General features: G+C 56.9%; 16 protein-coding genes and 1 pseudogene. 8 read left to right on the top strand and 9 right to left on the bottom strand.

Annotated features, from left to right (window positions below):
• Positions 1-22: 22 nt before the first annotated feature.
• The gene (locus RBB49_RS10465) at positions 23-1201 is read right to left on the bottom strand and encodes an alanine--glyoxylate aminotransferase family protein (RefSeq protein ID WP_306142703.1); all 1179 of its coding nucleotides are present in this window, start codon (positions 1199-1201) and stop codon (positions 23-25) included.
• A gap of 389 nt (positions 1202-1590) precedes the next feature.
• Here RBB49_RS10465 and RBB49_RS10460 point away from each other — a divergent pair, with 389 nt between their 5' ends.
• The gene (locus RBB49_RS10460; protein WP_306142702.1) at positions 1591-2652 is read left to right on the top strand and encodes an N-formylglutamate amidohydrolase; all 1062 of its coding nucleotides are present in this window, start codon (positions 1591-1593) and stop codon (positions 2650-2652) included.
• 84 nt (positions 2653-2736) lie between these two features.
• Here RBB49_RS10460 and RBB49_RS10455 read toward each other — a convergent pair whose 3' ends face one another.
• Positions 2737-3954, bottom strand: coding sequence for an acyl-CoA dehydrogenase (locus RBB49_RS10455; protein WP_306142701.1), 1218 nt, complete (start codon positions 3952-3954; stop codon positions 2737-2739).
• 174 nt (positions 3955-4128) lie between these two features.
• Between RBB49_RS10455 and RBB49_RS10450 the strand changes: the two genes are divergently transcribed.
• Genes RBB49_RS10450 through RBB49_RS10430 form a run of 5 tightly spaced genes read left to right on the top strand, consistent with a single transcriptional unit; the run spans position 4129 to position 8707 of the window.
• The gene (locus tag RBB49_RS10450; RefSeq protein ID WP_306142700.1) at positions 4129-5052 is read left to right on the top strand and encodes a LysR substrate-binding domain-containing protein; all 924 of its coding nucleotides are present in this window, start codon (positions 4129-4131) and stop codon (positions 5050-5052) included.
• A 35-nt stretch (positions 5053-5087) separates the two neighbouring features.
• Entirely contained in the window at positions 5088-6005 is a 918-nt protein-coding gene (gene yegS / locus RBB49_RS10445; RefSeq protein ID WP_306142699.1) for a lipid kinase YegS, read from the top strand.
• Positions 6002-6820, top strand: a complete 819-nt coding sequence (locus tag RBB49_RS10440) for a sulfotransferase family 2 domain-containing protein (RefSeq protein ID WP_306142698.1) — start codon at positions 6002-6004, stop codon at positions 6818-6820. The genes yegS and RBB49_RS10440 overlap by 4 nt, the downstream gene beginning before the upstream one ends.
• Positions 6817-7926: a glycosyltransferase family 2 protein gene (locus RBB49_RS10435; protein WP_306142697.1), complete on the top strand. Its 1110-nt coding sequence runs from the start codon at positions 6817-6819 to the stop codon at positions 7924-7926. Before RBB49_RS10440 ends, RBB49_RS10435 begins: the two co-directional genes overlap by 4 nt.
• Positions 7910-8707, top strand: a complete 798-nt coding sequence (locus RBB49_RS10430) for an FkbM family methyltransferase (protein ID WP_306142696.1) — start codon at positions 7910-7912, stop codon at positions 8705-8707. The genes RBB49_RS10435 and RBB49_RS10430 overlap by 17 nt, the downstream gene beginning before the upstream one ends.
• A gap of 6 nt (positions 8708-8713) precedes the next feature.
• Here RBB49_RS10430 and RBB49_RS10425 read toward each other — a convergent pair whose 3' ends face one another.
• The 6 genes and pseudogenes from RBB49_RS10425 to wecB all read right to left on the bottom strand — a co-directional run bounded on the left by RBB49_RS10425 (position 8714) and on the right by wecB (position 13088).
• Entirely contained in the window at positions 8714-9193 is a 480-nt protein-coding gene (locus tag RBB49_RS10425; protein WP_306142695.1) for an SGNH hydrolase domain-containing protein, read from the bottom strand.
• Between the two features lie 6 nt (positions 9194-9199).
• Entirely contained in the window at positions 9200-9433 is a 234-nt protein-coding gene (locus RBB49_RS10420) for a hypothetical protein (RefSeq protein WP_306142694.1), read from the bottom strand.
• Positions 9420-10049 (bottom strand): Gfo/Idh/MocA family oxidoreductase, encoded by a 630-nt coding sequence (locus tag RBB49_RS10415; protein ID WP_306142781.1) that lies wholly within the window; start codon positions 10047-10049, stop codon positions 9420-9422. The genes RBB49_RS10420 and RBB49_RS10415 overlap by 14 nt, the downstream gene beginning before the upstream one ends.
• Positions 10035-10220, bottom strand: a pseudogene (locus RBB49_RS10410) (Gfo/Idh/MocA family oxidoreductase); the annotation flags it as partial. The gene RBB49_RS10415 and the pseudogene RBB49_RS10410, both read right to left, overlap by 15 nt.
• 184 nt (positions 10221-10404) lie before the next feature.
• Positions 10405-11754: a nucleotide sugar dehydrogenase gene (locus RBB49_RS10405; protein ID WP_306142692.1), complete on the bottom strand. Its 1350-nt coding sequence runs from the start codon at positions 11752-11754 to the stop codon at positions 10405-10407.
• A gap of 134 nt (positions 11755-11888) precedes the next feature.
• Positions 11889-13088, bottom strand: coding sequence for a non-hydrolyzing UDP-N-acetylglucosamine 2-epimerase (gene wecB, locus RBB49_RS10400; RefSeq protein ID WP_306142690.1), 1200 nt, complete (start codon positions 13086-13088; stop codon positions 11889-11891).
• Positions 13089-13244: 156 nt separating this feature from the next.
• On the opposite strand from wecB, the gene RBB49_RS10395 reads away from it, so the two are divergent.
• Positions 13245-13871, top strand: coding sequence for a GNAT family N-acetyltransferase (locus RBB49_RS10395; protein WP_306142689.1), 627 nt, complete (start codon positions 13245-13247; stop codon positions 13869-13871).
• Between the two features lie 159 nt (positions 13872-14030).
• Here the strand turns inward: RBB49_RS10395 and RBB49_RS10390 are convergent, their stop codons facing one another.
• The gene (locus RBB49_RS10390) at positions 14031-15809 is read right to left on the bottom strand and encodes a hypothetical protein (RefSeq protein WP_306142688.1); all 1779 of its coding nucleotides are present in this window, start codon (positions 15807-15809) and stop codon (positions 14031-14033) included.
• A 653-nt stretch (positions 15810-16462) separates the two neighbouring features.
• Between RBB49_RS10390 and RBB49_RS10385 the strand changes: the two genes are divergently transcribed.
• Positions 16463-18490, top strand: coding sequence for an aminotransferase class III-fold pyridoxal phosphate-dependent enzyme (locus RBB49_RS10385; RefSeq protein ID WP_306142687.1), 2028 nt, complete (start codon positions 16463-16465; stop codon positions 18488-18490).
• Position 18491: the final 1 nt, after the last annotated feature.

Genomic DNA, 18491 nt, shown 5'->3' with positions numbered 1-18491 from the left:
TCCTTTCGGGACAGGCTGACTCTTAGAGGGCACCGGCAAGATAGTCGATGGCTGCCTGTACTCCGCCCTTGCCGTAGGGAATGGACAGCCGTTCGAAGCCGAGTTCGATTGCCGACAGCGTTCCCAGCAGCATGACCGCGTTGACGTGACCCATGTGGGCAATGCGGACGCCCTTGCCGGAAATCTCGCCGATCGTCCCGCCAATCGTGACGCCGCAGACGGTTTTGGTGAATTCGCGCAGCGCGTCGGCGTGACCCTCTTCCAGCCGGACCACCGAGACGCTGTTGGAGCGCGCATGCGGTTCGCTGATGTTGAAGTTGACCGCGCCGGCCTCCGACCATCGGGCAATGGCCCTGCGGGTTGCCTCCCCCAGCAGGGCGTGCCGGTGCCAAGCCTGTTCAAGGCCTTCGTCGAAGAGGATCTCCGCGGCTTTCTGAAACGCGTAGAGAAGGTGCTCCGGCGGCGTCCCGCAATATTTCTGGTAATGCTCCGGGCCCTGCCGGAAAGTCCAGTCGGTGTAATTTGTTCTGAGCTCGGCAGTTTCGTGTGCCTTGTCCGCCTTCGGGCCGGCGGCGACAAAGGACAGCCCGGGCGGGCACATGAGGCCCTTCTGCGATCCTGTCAGGGCCACGTCGACACCCCAGGCGTCCATTTCGAAAGGCATGCACCCGAGGGATGCGATCGTATCGACCATGAAGAGAGCCGGGTGTCCCGTGGCATCGATGGCCTTCCTCAGGGCCGGGATATCGTTCCAGACACCGGAAGCCGTATCGACCTGAACCACCAGGATGGCCGCAATGTCGTGGTTCTTGTCCTGCCTGAGCCGGTCTTCCAGTTTTCCCGGGTCGACGCTTCTGTCCCAGGCTCCGGCCAGAATTTCGGCCTCAAGTCCCATGATTTCCGCAGCCTCGCCCCAGCCGAGCGCAAATCTTCCGGACTCCAGGACGAGGATCTTGTCGCCACGTTTCAAGGTGTTGCAAAGCGCGGCATCCCAGGCCCCGTGACCGTTTGCAGCGTAGATATAGGTTCTGCCCTCTGTGCGGAACAGCCGCTTGAGGCTGTGCAGGCAATAGTCGGTCGTTTCAAGCAGCGGGCCTTCGTAGATGTCGACGGCGGGCCTGTGCATTGCCCTGAGCACTTCCTCCGGAACATTGGTCGGTCCGGGAATCATCAGAAATTCTTTGCCGTGGCGAAGTGGCATTCGGTTTCCTTTTGCGAAATGCGGGGACATGCAGGCAGATGCCGCTATGTCGAAACCCTGCGGTGGGGCAACGGACAGAAAATTGCCTGCTCCCTCTCAAAGGTCAAGAGAGCCGGGGCCGATCGGTGCCGTGGTGTTGCGAAATCATCAGACGGGAGGGCCGTTCCTGTTGTTCGTCGGCGAGGCCGCGTTTTGGTTGCCGTCCATCAAAACGACATCGGCTAGGGTTATGTTAACGCCACCTGGTGTAGATTTCTTGTGCATTGCAAGGTTGAAACTGTGCAGATTTGCAAGTCAGTTGCCATGCAAAACGAAGAAAATGTCTTGTTTCCGTTAAGTAAATTCTTCAAGTTAGCGGTGAACTGGTATCGTCGGTTAGGCGTTGCAGCATGATTTTGGTGGAAGAAGGACAAAGCCCGCTCATCCTGTGCCTGCCCAATAGCGGCACGGACGTACCAAAACCCGTGTCCGCACGGTTCAACGCCACCGGCCGCCTTCAGGCCGACCTGTCGTGGCGTCTGGAAAGGCTTTTCGGGTTCAGCGCGGATCTTGGCCTGACAGTTCTGAGATCGTCGATTTCGCGCTATGTGATCGACGTTGACAAGGATCCGGCGACGCCCTTGGCGGCTGCCTTTGATCCCCTGGCTGCGTTATGTCCGGCAACAACGCTCGATGGCAAAAATATTTACCAGGACGGTGAGGAGCCGGGGCCAACCGAGATCGAACAACGCGTCCTGCTGTTTCATGCACCCTTCCACAAGGCTTTGAGGCAGCAGGTAGACAGGTTGATGCGCAAGCACGGAACCGTCGTCTTGGTCGACTGCCAGTCCATGCGCTCGCACATCAAGGGTGTGACGGCCGAGGAACTTCCCGAGTTGAGTATCGGCACTGCCGACGGTGCTGCCTGCGATGCCGATCTGCGCAACCTGTTCGTTGGCATGCTCAGTGGATTGAAAGGTCTGGACCTGGGCGTTGACGCCCAGACCAGAGGCGGCTTCATTGTCGAGGCGTTCGGCAGACCCGAGCGCGGGGTGCACGGATTGACTCTGTTGATCGCGCAGCGCGCCTATTTGCGTCATGAATCGCCCCCGTTCGAGCCGGACAAGGGCAAGGCCACGCGGCTGCAAGAGGTGCTGTCGGATTGTTTTTCCAGCCTGACCGACTGGGCGGAAGAAGCGGGCCGGGACCGAAAACGGAAATCGGTAGAGGACCCTCCGGTTCAGGCCGCGCGGGAAGAAGCATCACCGCCGAGCATTCCCGAGGAAGACGAAGCGCCTGTTTCGGACGCCGCGGATGATGATGCGGCATCCTTTGAAGAGGACCCTGTGTCTTCCGACGGGGCCGACACGGAACCTGCACAGACTGAACCTGACAGCGGATCCGGCCCGGCCGAGACACGGGAAGCTTCATCTGAAAACGACAAGCCTGTCACGCTGCTCGTTGCCGAGTAAGCACCGCCGGCGCTCGCGCGCAATGGCTGGCACCAGAACAGACAGCGCGGGCATTGCCCGCGCTTTTCTTGTTTCGCGTTCAGATCAAAAGAAGGCCTGAAGCCCGGTCTGTGCGCGTCCGAGGATCAGCGCATGAATGTCATGCGTGCCTTCGTAGGTATTGACGGTCTCAAGGTTCTGGCTGTGACGCATCACATGGTACTCTTCCTGGATGCCGTTGCCGCCATGCATGTCCCGCGCCTGACGCGCGATATCAAGCGCCTTGCCGCAGTTGTTGCGCTTGATGATCGAGATCATCTCGGGCGACACCTGCCCGGCATCGAAAAGCTGTCCGACCCGGTGAGCTGCCTGCAGACCCAGCGCGATTTCTGTCTGCATGTCCGCCAGTTTTTTCTGGAACAGCTGCGTCTGGGCAAGTGGCCGGCCGAACTGTTCGCGCTCCAGACCGTACTGGCGCGCACGCGTCCAGCAGTCTTCCGCCGCGCCCATTGTGCCCCAGGCGATGCCGTAGCGGGCACGATTGAGACAGCCGAACGGACCTTTCAGTCCCGACACGTTCGGCAGGAGCGCGTCTTCGCCCACTTCCACGTCGTCCATGACGATTTCGCCCGTGATCGAGGCGCGCAGCGAGAGCTTGCCGCCGACCTTGGGCGCGCTCAGACCCTTCATGCCCTTGTCCAGAACGAAACCCCGGATGGCGCCATCATGGGCCTCGGACTTGGCCCAGACAACGAAGACATCGGCAATCGGGGCATTCGAGATCCACATCTTGCTGCCGGTGAGGCGGTAACCGCCATCGGTCTTGATCGCACGGGTGCGCATGCCCGCCGGATCGGAGCCCGCATCGGGCTCTGTGAGGCCGAAACAGCCGACATATTCGCCGCTTGCCAGTTTCGGCAGGTATTTCTGCCGCTGTTCTTCAGAGCCATAGGCGTAAATGGGATACATGACGAGCGAGGATTGCACGCTCATCATGGAGCGGTAGCCGGAATCGACCCGCTCGATCTCGCGTGCGACAACGCCGTAAGACACGTAGGACGCGCCTGCACAACCGTAGTCTTCCGGCAGGGTGACGCCGAGCAGTCCGAGCTCGCCCATTTCATTGAAGATGGCCCGGTCGGTCGTCTCTTCGCGATAGGCATCGATTACGCGCGGAAGCAGCTTTTCCTGGGCGTAGGCGCGGGCCGTATCCTGGATGAGCTGCTCGTCTTCCTGCAACTGGTCGCGAAGATGAAAGGGGTCCTGCCAGTCGAAGGCTCCACCCCCGGATGGGCTGGATTTGATCTGTACGGGTGCATTCATGGGTCGTCTCCTGTGCCGGACGCCGGCGATCGTGACATTGGCCGCGCGCAGTCCTTGAGATCACGGTGCAGCCTTAGATCATTCTGGTTTCGCCAGTTTGTCTTCTTTTGCGTTTGCATAAAAGCGAAACCTGGTTCAACATTCATGACAAAATGGAATGAACAGAGATTTTGAATGAAACGCGCCTTTATCCCTTCGGCCGACACGCTGATCGCATTTGAATGCGCGGCGCGCCATTTGAGTTTCACGCGCGCAGCCGAAGAGCTTCACCTGACGCAAGGTGCGATTTCCAAGCAGGTGCGGCATCTGGAAACCAGGCTCGGCGTGGAGCTTTTCCGAAGGGTCCGTCAGCGCATCGTCCTCACCGATGCCGGGCGTATCTATCTGCACGATATTCGCGGTGCTCTTGAACAGATGACATTGGCGACACGGCAGGTGATGTCCTACGCCGGCAGCGCAGACGTTCTGAATCTGGCCGTATTGCCGACATTCGGAACGCGCTGGCTGGCGCCGCGCCTTGCGGAATTCGGGCGCAGATACCCGGATGCGGGTCTCAACCTGAGTGTGCGCCTGCAGCCGTTCGATTTCGACGAACAGCCTTTCGACGGAGCCATCCATCACGGGGACCCGGTCTGGGCCGGTGCGATCGCGGAAAGGCTCTTTGCCGAAGAGGTGGTTCCCGTTGCCTCGCGTATCTTCAAGGAACGCCATGATATCCGCGCGCCTCAGGATCTGGCGCGCGTCCCGCGCCTGCAACTGGCAACGCGGCCGCTGGCGTGGCGGCAATGGTTCGATCTTGCGGGCGTTGAGACGGATACGGCCTTTCAGGGGGCACGTTTCGAACAATTCGTCATGATATCGGAAGCGGCGATCCATCACGCCGGCGCTGCCCTGATGCCGAAGCTCTTTATCGAGGACGAGTTGGCGTCCGGCCGTCTCGTCCGCCTCTTCGACCTCTCGCTCGATCAGCAGACGGCCTACTACTTTGTCTATCCCGAGGGCCGAACAATGCGGCCCGTTGTTTCGGCGTTCCGGAAATGGTTGACGGAAGAGGCCGAAACCGCTCGGGTAACACGGGAAACCATGCTTCCCGAATGACCTCCTTGCCAACCAAGTGCAACGTGACCTGAAAAATGAGAAACACTGACAAACAGCATCTGCGGGTGATCCTGAACGGGAAGTCCGCAGGCCGGAGCGACATCCGCGCCGCAATCGGCGCGGTGCGCGACATGGGTCACGACGTCTCCGTGCGGGTGACCTACGAAGCCGGTGATACCGCGCGCCTTGCGCGGGAAGCGCTTGCCGATCATGCCTCGGAAAGGATCGACACGCTGGTCAGCGGCGGCGGCGACGGTACGATCCACGAAGTGGTCGATACGGTGTTGCATGAAATGGGTGACGGAGACAGACCGCCATTTGCCTTTGCCGTATTGCCGCTCGGAACCGCCAATGACTTCGCCCGGCATATCCGCCTCGATCCGGCCGATGTATCCGCCTGCCTGCGCTTTGCTGCAAGGGCGAGCGCCAAGCCCATGGATGTCGGCGAGGTCAACGGATGCTGTTTCGTCAACATGGCGACAGGCGGTTTTGGAACGCAGGTGACATCACAGACCGATCCGAACCTGAAACGGGTGCTGGGAGGCGCGGCCTACCTTTTCACGGGTCTGCACCGCTTTTCCGAACTGTCGGCATGCGAAGGCCGGATAGAGGCAGAGGATTTCGTCTGGGAGGGAGCCTTTATCGCGCTCGCCATCGGCAACGGCCGCCGCGCCGGTGGCGGCATCCGGCTTTGCCCGCGTGCCAAGCTGGACGACGGTTTTCTCGATCTCACGATCATCCCTTTCCCCAAGTCGGGAATGGTACCGGATCTGCTGTCGACGCTGCTGGAGAGCGGCGTCGACGGCATCAGGCACAGCATTATCCAGCGCAGGGTGCGTGACGTTGACATCAGGACGGAGAAATCGGTTCAGTTCAATCTGGATGGCGAGCCCATGAATGGACAGGACTGGAAGATTGGGATAAGGCAGCACCTGATTGACATGCGTCGGTGAGCGCACCGGAACGGCCGCCAGACATCAAAGAAGATCCAGACCCGATCATGGATGAGTACCAGCTCAAGAACCTCGTCAAATTCGCTCCTGCGCGTCTTGGGCTGGTGCCCAGGAAACATCTCCTGATTCACATTCCCAAAAACGGCGGCATGGCCATTCGGCATGACACCCAGCTCAAGAGCCGGATCGTGCTCGCCAACCGGCGACGGCTCAAGAGCAAGGGCTACGCCGATGGATTGAAACGGCACATGCAGGCCATGGGGGCGCAGCCGGGGTACGAACACGCCCGGTATCGGGACGTGGATATCTCGGTCAGGAAGGCCACGATTGCCTTCGCGGTCGTTCGCAATCCGTGGTCCCGTACCGTCTCGCGGTTCAAATTTGCCTTGCAGACCCGGGGCAATGGGAAACAGGCCGATCTCAGCTATGACCGGACGGGCTTCGAGGCATTTCTTGAAGAGCGCCACGCCTGGGGTGGCGAGGACTACTTCTGGCACCGCGCCATCAGGGGCTGGTATCCGCAGATCGACTATCTGACGGACGAGCAAAACCGCATTGAGGTTGATGTCCTGCGGCAGGAGAATCTGACCGAAGAGATGGGGCGCTACCTGTCGCTTGAGAGTGAGCTCAAACCAAGAAACGTGAGCAAGGTGTCCGGTACCGATTATCGCGACCTTTACACCGAGAAAACGAGACAGGTTATTGCGGATTGGTACGCTGCCGACATCGATCACTTTGGCTTCGACTTTGACACCGGTGCCGTTCGGAACACCCTCTACGCGCAGGACCGGGCGCAGGCGGAAACCGTTTCATGACGCAGGTTTCCATCGAAAGCCGTCTGGACGAAGCGTTTGCATCACCGGATGTGCATGACCTGACCATCCCGGGCGATGGGGTGGTTGCGGTGATACTGGCCTACAACGAGGCTCTCCGGTTTCCGTATTTTCTGGAACATTATCGCGCGCTCGGCATCGCCCACTTCATCGTCATAGACAACAACTCGGCGGACGGCACGCGCGCAATATTGTCCGGATGCGCCGACGTGAGTGTCATCGGGACGGAAAAGCCCTACAGGGACTACAAGTCGGACTGGCGCCAGCTGATCTGTGAGCGTTACCTGGAAGACCGCTGGGTTATCTTTCCTGATGTCGATGAGCTCTTTGTTTATCCCGGCTGGCCGGACCGGTCGATCGACGAACTGGTGCGCGTGCTTGATGACAATGACCACCGGGCACTGTTTTGCCCCATGGTCGACATGTACCCGAAAGGGCCCTTGAAGGACCTGAAATACAGGGCTGGTGACAGTTTCCTGGAGGCGAGCCCCTATTTCGACGGGACCGGCTACCGCTACTGTCCGCTCAAGGGAAGCCACCGGAAACGGTACAAGTCGCCGTCCCGGCATTTGTTTGGCGGAACGCGGGAGCGGCTGTTTCACCAGGATGCCAAGCGTTCGGAAACCTTTCTGGACAGGGCACTGCTTCGCCGGGTTTTCTCAATTCGTGCGCACGCGCCCGAGACAGCCGCCGGACGTTTCGTTGATCACTTGCTGTTCAAGCTGGTAAAGGATGCACTTCCGGACACCGCCGCCGTTCAGAGCAAAATTCCCCTGATCAAATGGCGCAGCGATTTCAAGTTCTCCGGCGGTGTGCACGGGATTGACAAGCAGATCAGCGTTGCGCCTGAGTGGGGCGCTCTGCTCCACTTCAAATATCTCGACGATTTTCAGAGCAAGGTGACCGAGGCGATCGCCCGAAAACAGCACACCGACGATGCGGGACATTATCGGGACTACAACACTCAGATGACCCGCCTGATGGATGAGGGGTTGTATACTTCGCAAAGTGTCTTGTTCTCTGGGATACGTTCCCTTATTGACCACGGATTGCTGCGAGACTTCGGTCGATTTGATCGGCAGGGATAAACTTCGTCCTGATCAGGATCTACGAAAATCTGGCTCAGGCAGACAGATAGCGATGCGAAAGGTGAGCTTGGCGATGTTGGCCGACTTTGGGCGAAAAATTGCTTACAAGGTAAGACGTAAGCTCAATCTCCGCGAGATCACGATCGAAGGCGTCCGTCTGACCGCTGAACGGGAATTTGTGCCTGCTTCCATCAGGAAACAGTTGCTGCAAAAGAGATATGAAACGCCGGAGTACCTGCTTGTCAGTGCTGCGGTCAAGCCGACCGACAGGGTCCTGGAGCTCGGTGCAGGCATAGGGTTCATCAGTCTGGTTTGCGCCAAGATCTGTGGGCCTGAAAACGTTCTTTCTTATGAGCCGAATCCGCAAATGCAGCGCGTCATCGAGAAGAATTATGCGCTCAACCGTCTGCAGCCCAACCTGAGAAACAGGCTTGTATCCGTCGAAGCGGGCACAACGGACTTCTTTGTTTCGGAGAACGTGCTTTCATCGTCGATGATCGATCGTAACCTTGGAAGCAAGACAAAACTCCAGGCGGACGCTATGTCTGACGTGGTTGCTGCATATCAGCCGACTGTCATCGTAATGGACGTCGAAGGAGCTGAACTTGAGCTTTTGAGGAATTGCAGCCTGGACGGCGTGTCCAAGATTATTGTCGAAATGCATCCGACAATTGTCGGTCATGACGAGGTCGCCAAGCTGCTCGATTTTCTCAGCGACAAGGGGCTTGAAACGCGCCGTGTTATGGGAAAAACGTTCTACCTCGACAGGGTCGCAAGATAAGTCTTTCTACTTTCTGTCCTGGTCGATCCCGGGTATCAGGATCGGGCGAATGACGTTCTCGAACAAAAAGCCGCTGCCTCTGACGGACAGGTGATCGTCGTCTGCGTAAAGGAGTGCGTCGTCATCGTACAAGACGCACTGATCGGTCGGGCAGAACGCATCGATACTCTCGATCAGTCTCGCGTTTTTCAATTGGCCAAGTGCCGACAAATAGACCTCTTGCCGCGCCATGACATCGCTCTTCTGGAGGCCGCATTGCTCATGCGCGTCACGATAGGGTCGCTCCAGGCAATATTTCGCGTGTATCTTGAGCTCAGGATTTTCGCTCACGTAGTAAACTTTCCTGCCGCTTGCGCTCAGCCTGTCAATCGTTGTCTGAGTTCCGCGCATGAATTCTTCAAGCGTGATCTCGCCCACCTTCGTCGTCGCGATGACGTTCGTGAACACACAGCTTGGCCCGAAAAACACGTCGTCTGCCAGTTCCACGCCCTTTTAAAGGCTGACATTGTTCTGGATCTTGCACCTGTTTCCGATCCGGACTTCCGGACCAACCATGACATTCTGGCCCAGATTGCAGTCGCGGCCGATATCGCACTCTTTCAGAACATGCGCAAAGTGCCAAATCCGGGGGCCGGCTCCTATTTGTGTTGGCAAATCGACATAGGCGCTCTCATGCACTTTGACACCCGGCAGCTCCGGGAGTTCACATAATTCAGACCCGTGCATCTTGCAGCCTTTCTGCATTGCTTAGAATTCTGGGAAGATACGGACGATGGTCTCCGCCAGACGTCACGATCGGTGCTGTCCGTATTGCCGCGACCGTTTGGATGCTAGGCCGCACTTCTGCGAGGCCGAAACCATTCCCGGAAAGGATGTGCCTGTAGCTGTCAGTGTGCAGTTCGGTAAAGCCGTTCGAAAATTCGATTTCATTTCCATCCACCGTGATCGACCGGAACGTTCTCTTCTGGGGCTCGATCTCTGGTGGAAGGTTATTGGCATCAATTGATAGAAACCAACGAACATGAGCGCGTTCGTATTCCAGAAAACCTGTCGCGCTGCTGGCCGAGCGGTGGTGCACCGTGAACCCCTTCAGGTCGCCAAACACATAGCTCAACATATCGAACAGGTGCACGCCGATATTTGTGTCTATTCCTCCGGATTTACTCTCGTCTCCTTTCCAGGAGGAGTGGTACCAGGATCCGCGAGAGGTGATGTAGGTCAACTCGACTTGATGAGGTGTTGTGTTCGCCTGCCTGATGATCTGCTCGCGCAACGCGATGATTGAAGGATGGAGCCGCAATTGCAGGATGGAGTAGATCCGGCGGCCGGTTTCAACTTCCATTTCACTGAGCGCGTCGATGTCCGACGGATTGAGCACCAGGGGCTTTTCACAGATCGCGTCGCATCCCGACCGAAGCGCAACGCGTATGTGGGCGTCATGAAGATAGTTCGGTGAACAGATGGACATGTAGTCGGTTTCGCTGCCGCGGCGGCGAAGCACATCAAGGCATCGGTCGAATTGTTCAAACTCGGTGAAGAACTGGGCGTTCGGAAACTATCTGTCGATGATGCCAACCGAATCTGAAAGATCCAGGGCGGACTGGAGGGTCCCACCAATGTCGTGGGTTGCCTTCAGATGTCTTGGCGCCACGATTCCGGCTGCACCGATCAAAGCGAAATTTTTCAAAGTCATGAGTTCATGCCTTAACAATCCAGTCGCCAACAATATCGTTGCGTTGGCACACGTTGCGAGTGTCAATGACGAGCTTCGCGTTTCCTGCGAGAAGTGACCAATCGACTTCGTCGTGATCTGTTGCGATCACGATGGAATCGTAGCGCTTTATCACGTCAGCCGTGAAGGGTTGCGATTTCGTTCCCTCCAGGTACGGATAGGCGCGCGTTGCTGGTATGACCGGAATATGCGGATCGTGATAGTCCACTTTCGCACCACGCGACTGAAGGAGATCCGTCAGTTTGAGAGCCGGACTTTCGCGTATGTCGTCGACATTCTTTTTGTATGCCATTCCGGCGATCAGGACCGTCGAACCGTTTAACCCCTTGGAAAAGCGTCTGTCGAGCTCTGCGGCGAGCCGGCCTACAACATAGTGGGGCATGGCCGTGTTGATTTCGCCTGCCAATTCGATGAAATGGGTCGAGATCTCAAACTCGCGAGCCTTCCAGGTCAGGTAGAATGGATCGATCGGAATACAGTGACCGCCAAGCCCGGGGCCGGGATAAAACGGCATGTAACCGAAGGGCTTGCTTTTGGCGGCTTCGATGACTTCCCAGACATCGATATCCATCTTGTCGAATATCACCTTGAGTTCGTTAACAAGAGCGATGTTCACCGACCTGAAAATGTTCTCTGTCAGTTTCACGGCTTCTGCGGTGGACGCGCTGGCGACGGGCACGACAGAACTGACGAGCGATTCGTAAAGCGCGCGGACAAGCGAAAGGGAAGATGCTTCGTCAGCACCGACGACTTTCGGAATGGACCGGGTGTCGTATGCCGTGTTGCCCGGGTCCTCGCGTTCCGGGGAATAGGCCAGGAAGAAATCCTGCCCGCAAACCATTCCGCTTTCTTCAAGGATTGGCTTGACGCGTTCGGCCGTGGTTCCAGGCCAGGTGGTCGACTCCAGGACCACCAACTGCCCCGTTCTGAGGTGCTGTGAGATCGCTCGAGCGCTGTTCTCGACATAGGACAGGTCAGGTTCACGCTGTTTGTTGAGGGGTGTTGGAACAGCGATCAGGATTGCGTCCGGCTCGCGAAGCTCTGAAAACGTGCTCGTTGCTCGGAACATGTTGTTGCTTATTGCCGTCTCGATCGCTTGATCGTCAATGTGCTCGATTCCGGAATTCCCTTCATTGAGCTGGGCAACACGGTTTTCGTTGATGTCAAAACCCAATACACGAAAGCCAGCGTTTACGGCCGCAAGCGCCAGCGGCAATCCGACATACCCGAGCCCAAGGATCCCGATCTGGTAGTCTCGGTGTTCAATGCGCTCTATCAGCTTTTCAGCGCGTGCATCTCGCTCGGACGGTGTCATGGAAGTCTCGAATCTCAAGTTCAGATAAAAGGATAATCGCTCCGCTCACTTCGCCTGACTTATGAACCATGCGCGTGGGAACACACAAGCATGCTTCAGTGGCAAAGGCAGATATTGGGGTTGAGTTCTGTTTGTCAGACTACGCTGCGATGTTTGCTGCCAATGGCAGGGCCTCGATTCAGGTGCAGATGTTCGGAATTTGTGTTTGCGATTTTCATCGCGGCATTGCCATCACCGTAGAGCAGCCGCCAAGGCGCGCCCGGGGAGCGTCCGGCGAGCGCTGCTACGTCATCTTGTGCCGGATTTGGAAGCTGGTTCCATCCCCCTTCGAGTGTTTCCGTCCACTCGGTTTCGTCACGCAGGGTTATGCACGGCCGTTTTGCCCAATGTGCTTCTTTTTGCAATCCACCTGAATCGGTCAGGACGGCATCGCATGCATCCAGCAACAGCAGCATTTCCAGATAGCCGACAGGATCGATACAGTTGAGGTTGTCCGGGATGTTCATGTTTTTCAACGCCGAACGGTTGCGCGGATGTACCGGCCAGATCACCGTTTTCTCCAACTTGCCAAGGGACGAGATAACGGTTTGCAGTCGCTCAGGACGATCGGTGTTGCTGGGGCGGTGGATTGTGGCCAGGCAAAACGGCGCGTCGATAGGGGGACGCGTGATTTTCCCCTGAGCTGCCAGGTCCCGAGCAATATCCCGATAGACGAGAAAACCGTCGCGCATGACATCGCCGACATTGAAAACGTTCCTGACGATGCCTTCCTTTCGAAGGTTCTCGACACCGGTCTCCGACGAACAGAAAAGCAGTTCGGAGACGTGATCGGTCATCACCCGGTTGATTTCTTCAGGCATCGCCCGGTTATAACTGCGCAAACCGGCTTCGACGTGCATGATGGGAACGCCGAGTTTTGCAGCCACGAGACTGGCGGCGATCGTTGAATTCGTGTCTCCGTACACAACAATCGCCTTTGGGAGGCTTGCCTGGGTATCAAGATATTCCTGCAGACCGGTCATGATACCCGCGGTCTGCAGGGAATGATTTCCGGATCCGACGGTCAGATTGATCGCGATGTTGTCCATTCCCAGCTGCGAAAGAAACCGCCCGCTCATGGCATCGTCATAGTGTTGACCGGTGTGCACTACGGCTTCGTCAACGCCAATGGACGCAAACGCCTTTGAGACCACAGCGGCCTTGACGAATTGGGGGCGCGCGCCGACGACACTCAATATGCTGGGCAAAAGAGATACTCCAAATCGCGGGAAACCTAATAAATCTTCGCGATGCTTTCGCTCGCGACAAATTGCATATCCAACAACCGGATACAAGCATGGCTCAGATATACATCCTGCCTTTTGGGGCCGAGCTTTATTCTTTTGGAATAGGCGGCTGTCTGCCGTGATGCACTTGAACTGAGCCGGTATCTGGCAACAAATGCGAGCTGTCGCAGATGAACCTTTCGACGAGGACAAGGGGACCAAAAAATGAATGAACAACGCTTCCCGATTGGCATGCGCCTTTATCTGCGCCCTGTAACCGAGGACGATATTCATCGCGGTTGGCTGGAGTGGATAAATGCGGAGCAAGACCGGCCCCATCTGGATGCACCGTTGAACCAGACCGAAGACGATTTGCGCTCCTATATTGAATCGAACCGGCGTGCAGGCGATCACCTGATGGCGGTCTGCACGAGGTCCGACGACAGGTATATCGGCAACGTTCGTCTGAGCAGCATCAGAGAACGCGACAGTCAGGCAACCTATGGCCGATTGCTTGGAGACGTTTCCGTCCGTGGGCAGGGCTATGGGACAGAAATGCTTGCAATGCTCTTTGAATACGGTTTTCGGGGCCTGCGTCTGAACAGGCTTTGGACAGGCGTGCTCGCACCCAACACGGCGTCTTTGGCCTCCAACCGGCGGTTGGGTGTGAAAATGGAAGGCACGGCCCGACAGGCACGGCGGCTTCCTGAGGGCTATGTTGACGTCGTGCAGTTCGCCCTGCTGTCTGAAGAATACGAAGACCTGCGGAGTGCCATGAGCGGCGTTTATCTGGATCCTGAATATGATATCCGCGATGAAATGGACATGCGCTCGCGAAGCGGCACGTCTTAGTTTTTGGGGCCAGGTTGGATCCACACCCATCGCAAATGTGGAAACGCAGGCTGTTTCGGACGGATACCGTGAGCCCAGAATGGCGTCCTGGTACCGACTTCTTCTGAACGGTTTTTGTCTTCAGTCAGGCGATGAACTGCTCGCATCCTGCCTATGAAGTCAATCTTCCGACAAGGCAGACTTGAGCCAGAGCTCGAGATTCACGAGGCGGGTAACTTCCATGAGCTGCGCACGGTCTTCGATGGGCGCTTCACCCAGAAGCCTCTTGTAGTCAAGCTGAAGACGATCACGCAGCGCCGGGTTTCTGGCCAGGTCGCAAAGATACATCCTCTTGGCGTCGATGATCGTTGCAAGGCGTTCTGCAATGATGTTCGGCGCCGTCTGCTCGAACTTCGGCCGCCTTTCTTCCGCGCGTACTTGTCTTTCGCGTTTTTCTGGATCCGGTATCGGTTTCGAACGGCCATCGCGCATTTCATCAATGACCGCGCTGTAGGTAAATCCTGCGGCCTGTCTGAAGTATTTGCGGAGCATGCGCTTCACGAAGAACATGTCCGGAAGGTCCAGTCGTTGCTCCAGCAGGATCTGCGACAAGCGGCCCTGGGAGTAAGGCAGATGCTTGATGCGTTGATGATGTGTCTGGAAGTTCGAATAATTGGCATGGACGTTCTGAACGAACCTGAACCATTTGGCCATGCGCAGCAGACGCATGGCCTTGTCACCGGTTTCCGGCCACGCACCACGGTCATTCACGTCAATGCCGAAGGCCTTAAGGTAAGGTTCAAGGATTCGTTCGCGGCGATGTTCGATGACCATCGCAGCGACGGGATCCGCGTCCGCTTCCGGCGAAGGGTCGTAAAAGCCGGGCGTGTGCTCCCTGGTGCTGCAGATCGTGCCCTTTATGAAATCAACGAAACCGCCATTTCGCGCGGTATCGTTGACCTTGAAAGGGGGCATCTGAAGCCAGGCAGGTGCCGGCCGACCATTCAGGTACGAATGGGACAGCAGGATGCGGTTCGGCATCGTGCGCAAGTCTCTGCGAAAGCGCAGCCAGCCGGTGTGTCTTGAACTCTTGGTAAATGTATCGACAAAGTAGAGCGTATCGGCATTTTGCCCGTTGATCTCAAGCGTGGGCTTGTCGCTGGGTTGGAAATCCTTGAACCCGAAGTCCGCCTTGTAGGGGGCAATGACTGTGCCGAAGCCCGCCTGGCCATGCGCCCGCGCATGATCAATGTCCAGTTCCTCACGCTCCACGATTGTCAGCGGTACGCCAAGACGGTCGCAAACGATGCTCGCCAGCTTGAGGTCGGGCTGATCGCCTGCCGAATACGGATAGTGGAAGGGAGTGAAAGATTTACCAAGCTTGCACAATGCAGCCAGGAGGACGGAACTGTCGATGCCGCCCGACGTCGCCAGCGCCAGATCTCGCCCGTCGCCGGCGGTTTCTATTGTGATGGAAAGGGAGCGTTCGAGAACATCGCCAAACGCCTCGGCACTTTCCTCCGAAAGGGAACGCGTCGTTACATCGTCATTTTCCGGCACGACGAAAAAACGCGGCTTCCAGTCTTCGCCACCCCACCAGCTGATCGTGCCGCCGGGCAAGCAGCGGTGGATGTTTGAAAACAGAGAACCGTATGGCGTGCGCGCGAGGCCCTGATGGCAAACAAGCATGTTTGCAAGCGCATCATCCATCAGGTTTTCAGCTCGGGCAAAGTCTTCAAACAAAGACCGCTCGTCGGTTGCGACTTCCAGCTTGTTGTCTGCAATGACGAAGTAAAAACCGGCGGATCCCGGCGATGCGGCAAGCTCCAGCTTTGCCGGCGACGATCCCGTGTCTTGCACAACGACGAAAAAGCTGCCCAGCGCCGTTCTGAGCGTGGCTTCGAGCCGGTGCATGTCTTCCGCCGCCTCCAGAATTGCATCGACGGTTGCGTCGCGCATCTGGGAGCTGCCTTCCACCGCAGACCCGTAGACATCACCATAGATTATTGCGCGTCTTTGTGGCCCGAATTCACGATTCCCGATCGGCACGGACCCGTGGAGCTCAGAGTAATCTTGAGTGGCCGAAAAAGTAAGGCGCATGATATCTCTCTTGAATTATTCAGTATTTGGGAATAGTGGTGCGCCTTGAGGGTGTCAAGTTGTAACTGTTGGCGTGTGAATATTTGAGAAAATGAATAGAATGAAATATTCATTAAGTAAAAATAGAGATGCGTAAGTCCGCCTCCGGAAGGCTCAAATACAGTCAAAGCAAAATTTTGAGCGAGAGTGTGTCTCGCCGCACCTTGCAATGAGACCAAATCAACTTTTGCCGTCGAGACGGACATGCGAGGCGCGGTGTATTTGGCTGGATGAGCGCTGACCATACGCCACTCTGTGATGCGTCCGGCTATTCCATCCGTTTGCAGCAAACGGATTCGGTGAGCGATTTGAGCGGCAAGAGCATGTCTCCGTGCCTTCGAACGTTGCCGACTATCCGGGAAAAGTCTATCAACACGTGCTGCCGCGCATTGGGTCTCAAGCGCGTCATTCATGTTGAGAAACCGCCGATCGTTTGCAGATACCGTTACCCTTCACGCACGAGGAGCTCGTAATTGACGACTGTCGCCATCATTCAGGCACGCATGGGTTCGACACGCCTGCCGAAAAAAGTCATGCTGCCAATTCATGACCGGCCCATGATCGATCATTTGATCGATCGCCTCAGCCTGGCCCGCGGCGTCGACAAGATTGTTCTGGCGACGTCGTCGTCACCCGAAAACGATGAATTGGCAGCTCATGTCGAGGGGTTGGGGATTGCAGTCTTTCGCGGCTCTGAATCGGATGTGCTGGACCGCTACTATCAGGCGGCGCGCCAAAACAATGCAGACACGATTGTTCGCATCACGGGAGATTGTCCGCTGGTCGATGCCGGCGTTGTGGATCAGGTATTGTCGCTTCACAGCGCCGAACGGAACGACTATACAAGCAACGTCAGCCCACCGACGTTTCCCGATGGCCTGGATGTCGAGGTGGTCCAATTCGAGGCGCTTGCAAAAGCCTGGCGAAATGCATCGGATGAATTTCAGCGCGAGCACGTAACGCCTTATCTCCGGCAGGAGCCTGATTTTAAGACAGGGAATGTTGCTGCAAGCGAAGACTTTTCTTCCGAGCGTTGGACCGTGGACGAACCTGAAGACTACGAACTCGTCTCAAGGATTTTTGAGAGTTTCCCGAATGGGGCGCATTTCGGTTGGCAAGAAATCCTTGCCTTGAAAAACGACAACCCGGGACTGTTTCAATTGAACAGTCAATATGGGCGCAATGAGGGAGCAAGCATGGGCGACGGACAAAAACTCTGGCAACGCGCCAAACGCGTCATCCCGGGCGGCAACATGCTTCTTTCAAAGCGGCCCGACATGTTCCTGCCGGAGCACTGGCCGGCTTATTTCAGCAAGGCAAAGGGCTGCCGGGTTTGGGATCTTGATGGTCGTGAATATGTCGATATGTCAATCATGGGCATTGGTACAAACACGCTCGGATACGGGAACGCCGAAATCGATGCTGCGGTGATGGAAACCGTCCAGGCCGGGAACATGTCGACCTTGAACTGCCCGGAGGAGGTTTGGCTTGCAGAACGACTTGTCGAACTTCACCCCTGGGCGGACATGGTCCGTTTCGCCCGGTCCGGTGGCGAGGCGAACGCAATCGCCATACGCATCGCGCGCGCAGCCTCCGGGCGGGACAAGGTGGCAATCTGTGGTTATCACGGCTGGCATGACTGGTACCTTGCCGCAAACCTTTCAAACGACAAGGAGTTGGATGGCCACTTGCTGCCCGGATTGGAGCCGAAGGGAGTTCCCAGAGACCTTGCCGGCAGTATCCTGACCTTCGAGTACAACGATTTTCCCCGCCTCAAGGCCCTGGTCGAACAACACGACATTGGCGTGATCAAGATGGAAGTCTCGCGAAATCGCGGGCCGGAAGACGGATTTCTGCACAAGGTCAGGCAACTGGCCTCTGAGCATAATATTGTTCTGGTCTTCGATGAATGCACGTCAGGTTTCCGGGAAACGTTCGGCGGGCTGCACAAGAAGTTCGGTGTGGAACCCGATATGGCCATGTTCGGCAAAGCGCTGGGTAATGGCTATGCGATTACTGCGGCGATCGGACGACGGGAGGTCATGGAGGCTGCCCAATCGACGTTCATCAGCAGCACGTTCTGGACGGAAAGAATAGGACCCAGTGCCGGGCTCAAGACGCTCGAAGTGATGGAGGCGATGCGATCATGGGAGATGATCACTTCGACGGGCACCGAAATCAGCGAGCGTTGGGTCCAGCTTGGAAAGCAGCATGGGTTGCCGGTATCTGTCAGCGGTTTGCCGGCGCTTACCAGCTTCAGCATCGGGTCGGCGAACTGGCTCAAGTACAAAACCTACATTACGCAGGAAATGTTGAAGCGCGGCTTTCTGGCCTCGAACGCGGTATATGTCTGTACTGAACATACGGAACAGGTTGTCGCGGAGTATTTTCAGCATCTTGATGACATTTTCGCCACCATTCGCCGGTGCGAGGATGGACGCTCCATCGATGATCTTCTGGAAGGGCCGGTCTGTAGTGCCGGCTTCAAAAGGTTGAATTGAG

Origin of the sequence: Roseibium sp. MMSF_3412 (assembly GCF_030733265.1) — a bacterium.
In the GTDB taxonomy this organism is placed as follows: Bacteria; Pseudomonadota; Alphaproteobacteria; order Rhizobiales; family Stappiaceae; genus Roseibium.
The sequence above is the reverse complement of the archived record's forward strand: the minus strand, read 5'-3'. Positions and strand labels throughout refer to the sequence as shown.

What these genes read in the sequence shown, in the direction of transcription:
- RBB49_RS10460 (WP_306142702.1), top strand. Translation starts at nt 1,591, where the DNA reads ATGATTTTGGTGGAAGAAGGACAAAGCCCGCTCATCCTGTGCCTGCCC.
- RBB49_RS10435 (WP_306142697.1), top strand. Translation starts at nt 6,817, where the DNA reads ATGACGCAGGTTTCCATCGAAAGCCGTCTGGACGAAGCGTTTGCATCA.
- RBB49_RS10465 (WP_306142703.1), bottom strand. Translation starts at nt 1,201, where the DNA reads ATGCCACTTCGCCACGGCAAAGAATTTCTGATGATTCCCGGACCGACC.
- RBB49_RS10395 (WP_306142689.1), top strand. Translation starts at nt 13,245, where the DNA reads ATGAATGAACAACGCTTCCCGATTGGCATGCGCCTTTATCTGCGCCCT.
- RBB49_RS10420 (WP_306142694.1), bottom strand. Translation starts at nt 9,433, where the DNA reads ATGCACGGGTCTGAATTATGTGAACTCCCGGAGCTGCCGGGTGTCAAA.
- yegS (WP_306142699.1), top strand. Translation starts at nt 5,088, where the DNA reads ATGAGAAACACTGACAAACAGCATCTGCGGGTGATCCTGAACGGGAAG.
- RBB49_RS10450 (WP_306142700.1), top strand. Translation starts at nt 4,129, where the DNA reads ATGAAACGCGCCTTTATCCCTTCGGCCGACACGCTGATCGCATTTGAA.
- RBB49_RS10390 (WP_306142688.1), bottom strand. Translation starts at nt 15,809, where the DNA reads ATGCGCGACGCAACCGTCGATGCAATTCTGGAGGCGGCGGAAGACATG.
- RBB49_RS10415 (WP_306142781.1), bottom strand. Translation starts at nt 10,049, where the DNA reads ATGGAAGTTGAAACCGGCCGCCGGATCTACTCCATCCTGCAATTGCGG.
- RBB49_RS10455 (WP_306142701.1), bottom strand. Translation starts at nt 3,954, where the DNA reads ATGAATGCACCCGTACAGATCAAATCCAGCCCATCCGGGGGTGGAGCC.
- RBB49_RS10405 (WP_306142692.1), bottom strand. Translation starts at nt 11,754, where the DNA reads ATGACACCGTCCGAGCGAGATGCACGCGCTGAAAAGCTGATAGAGCGC.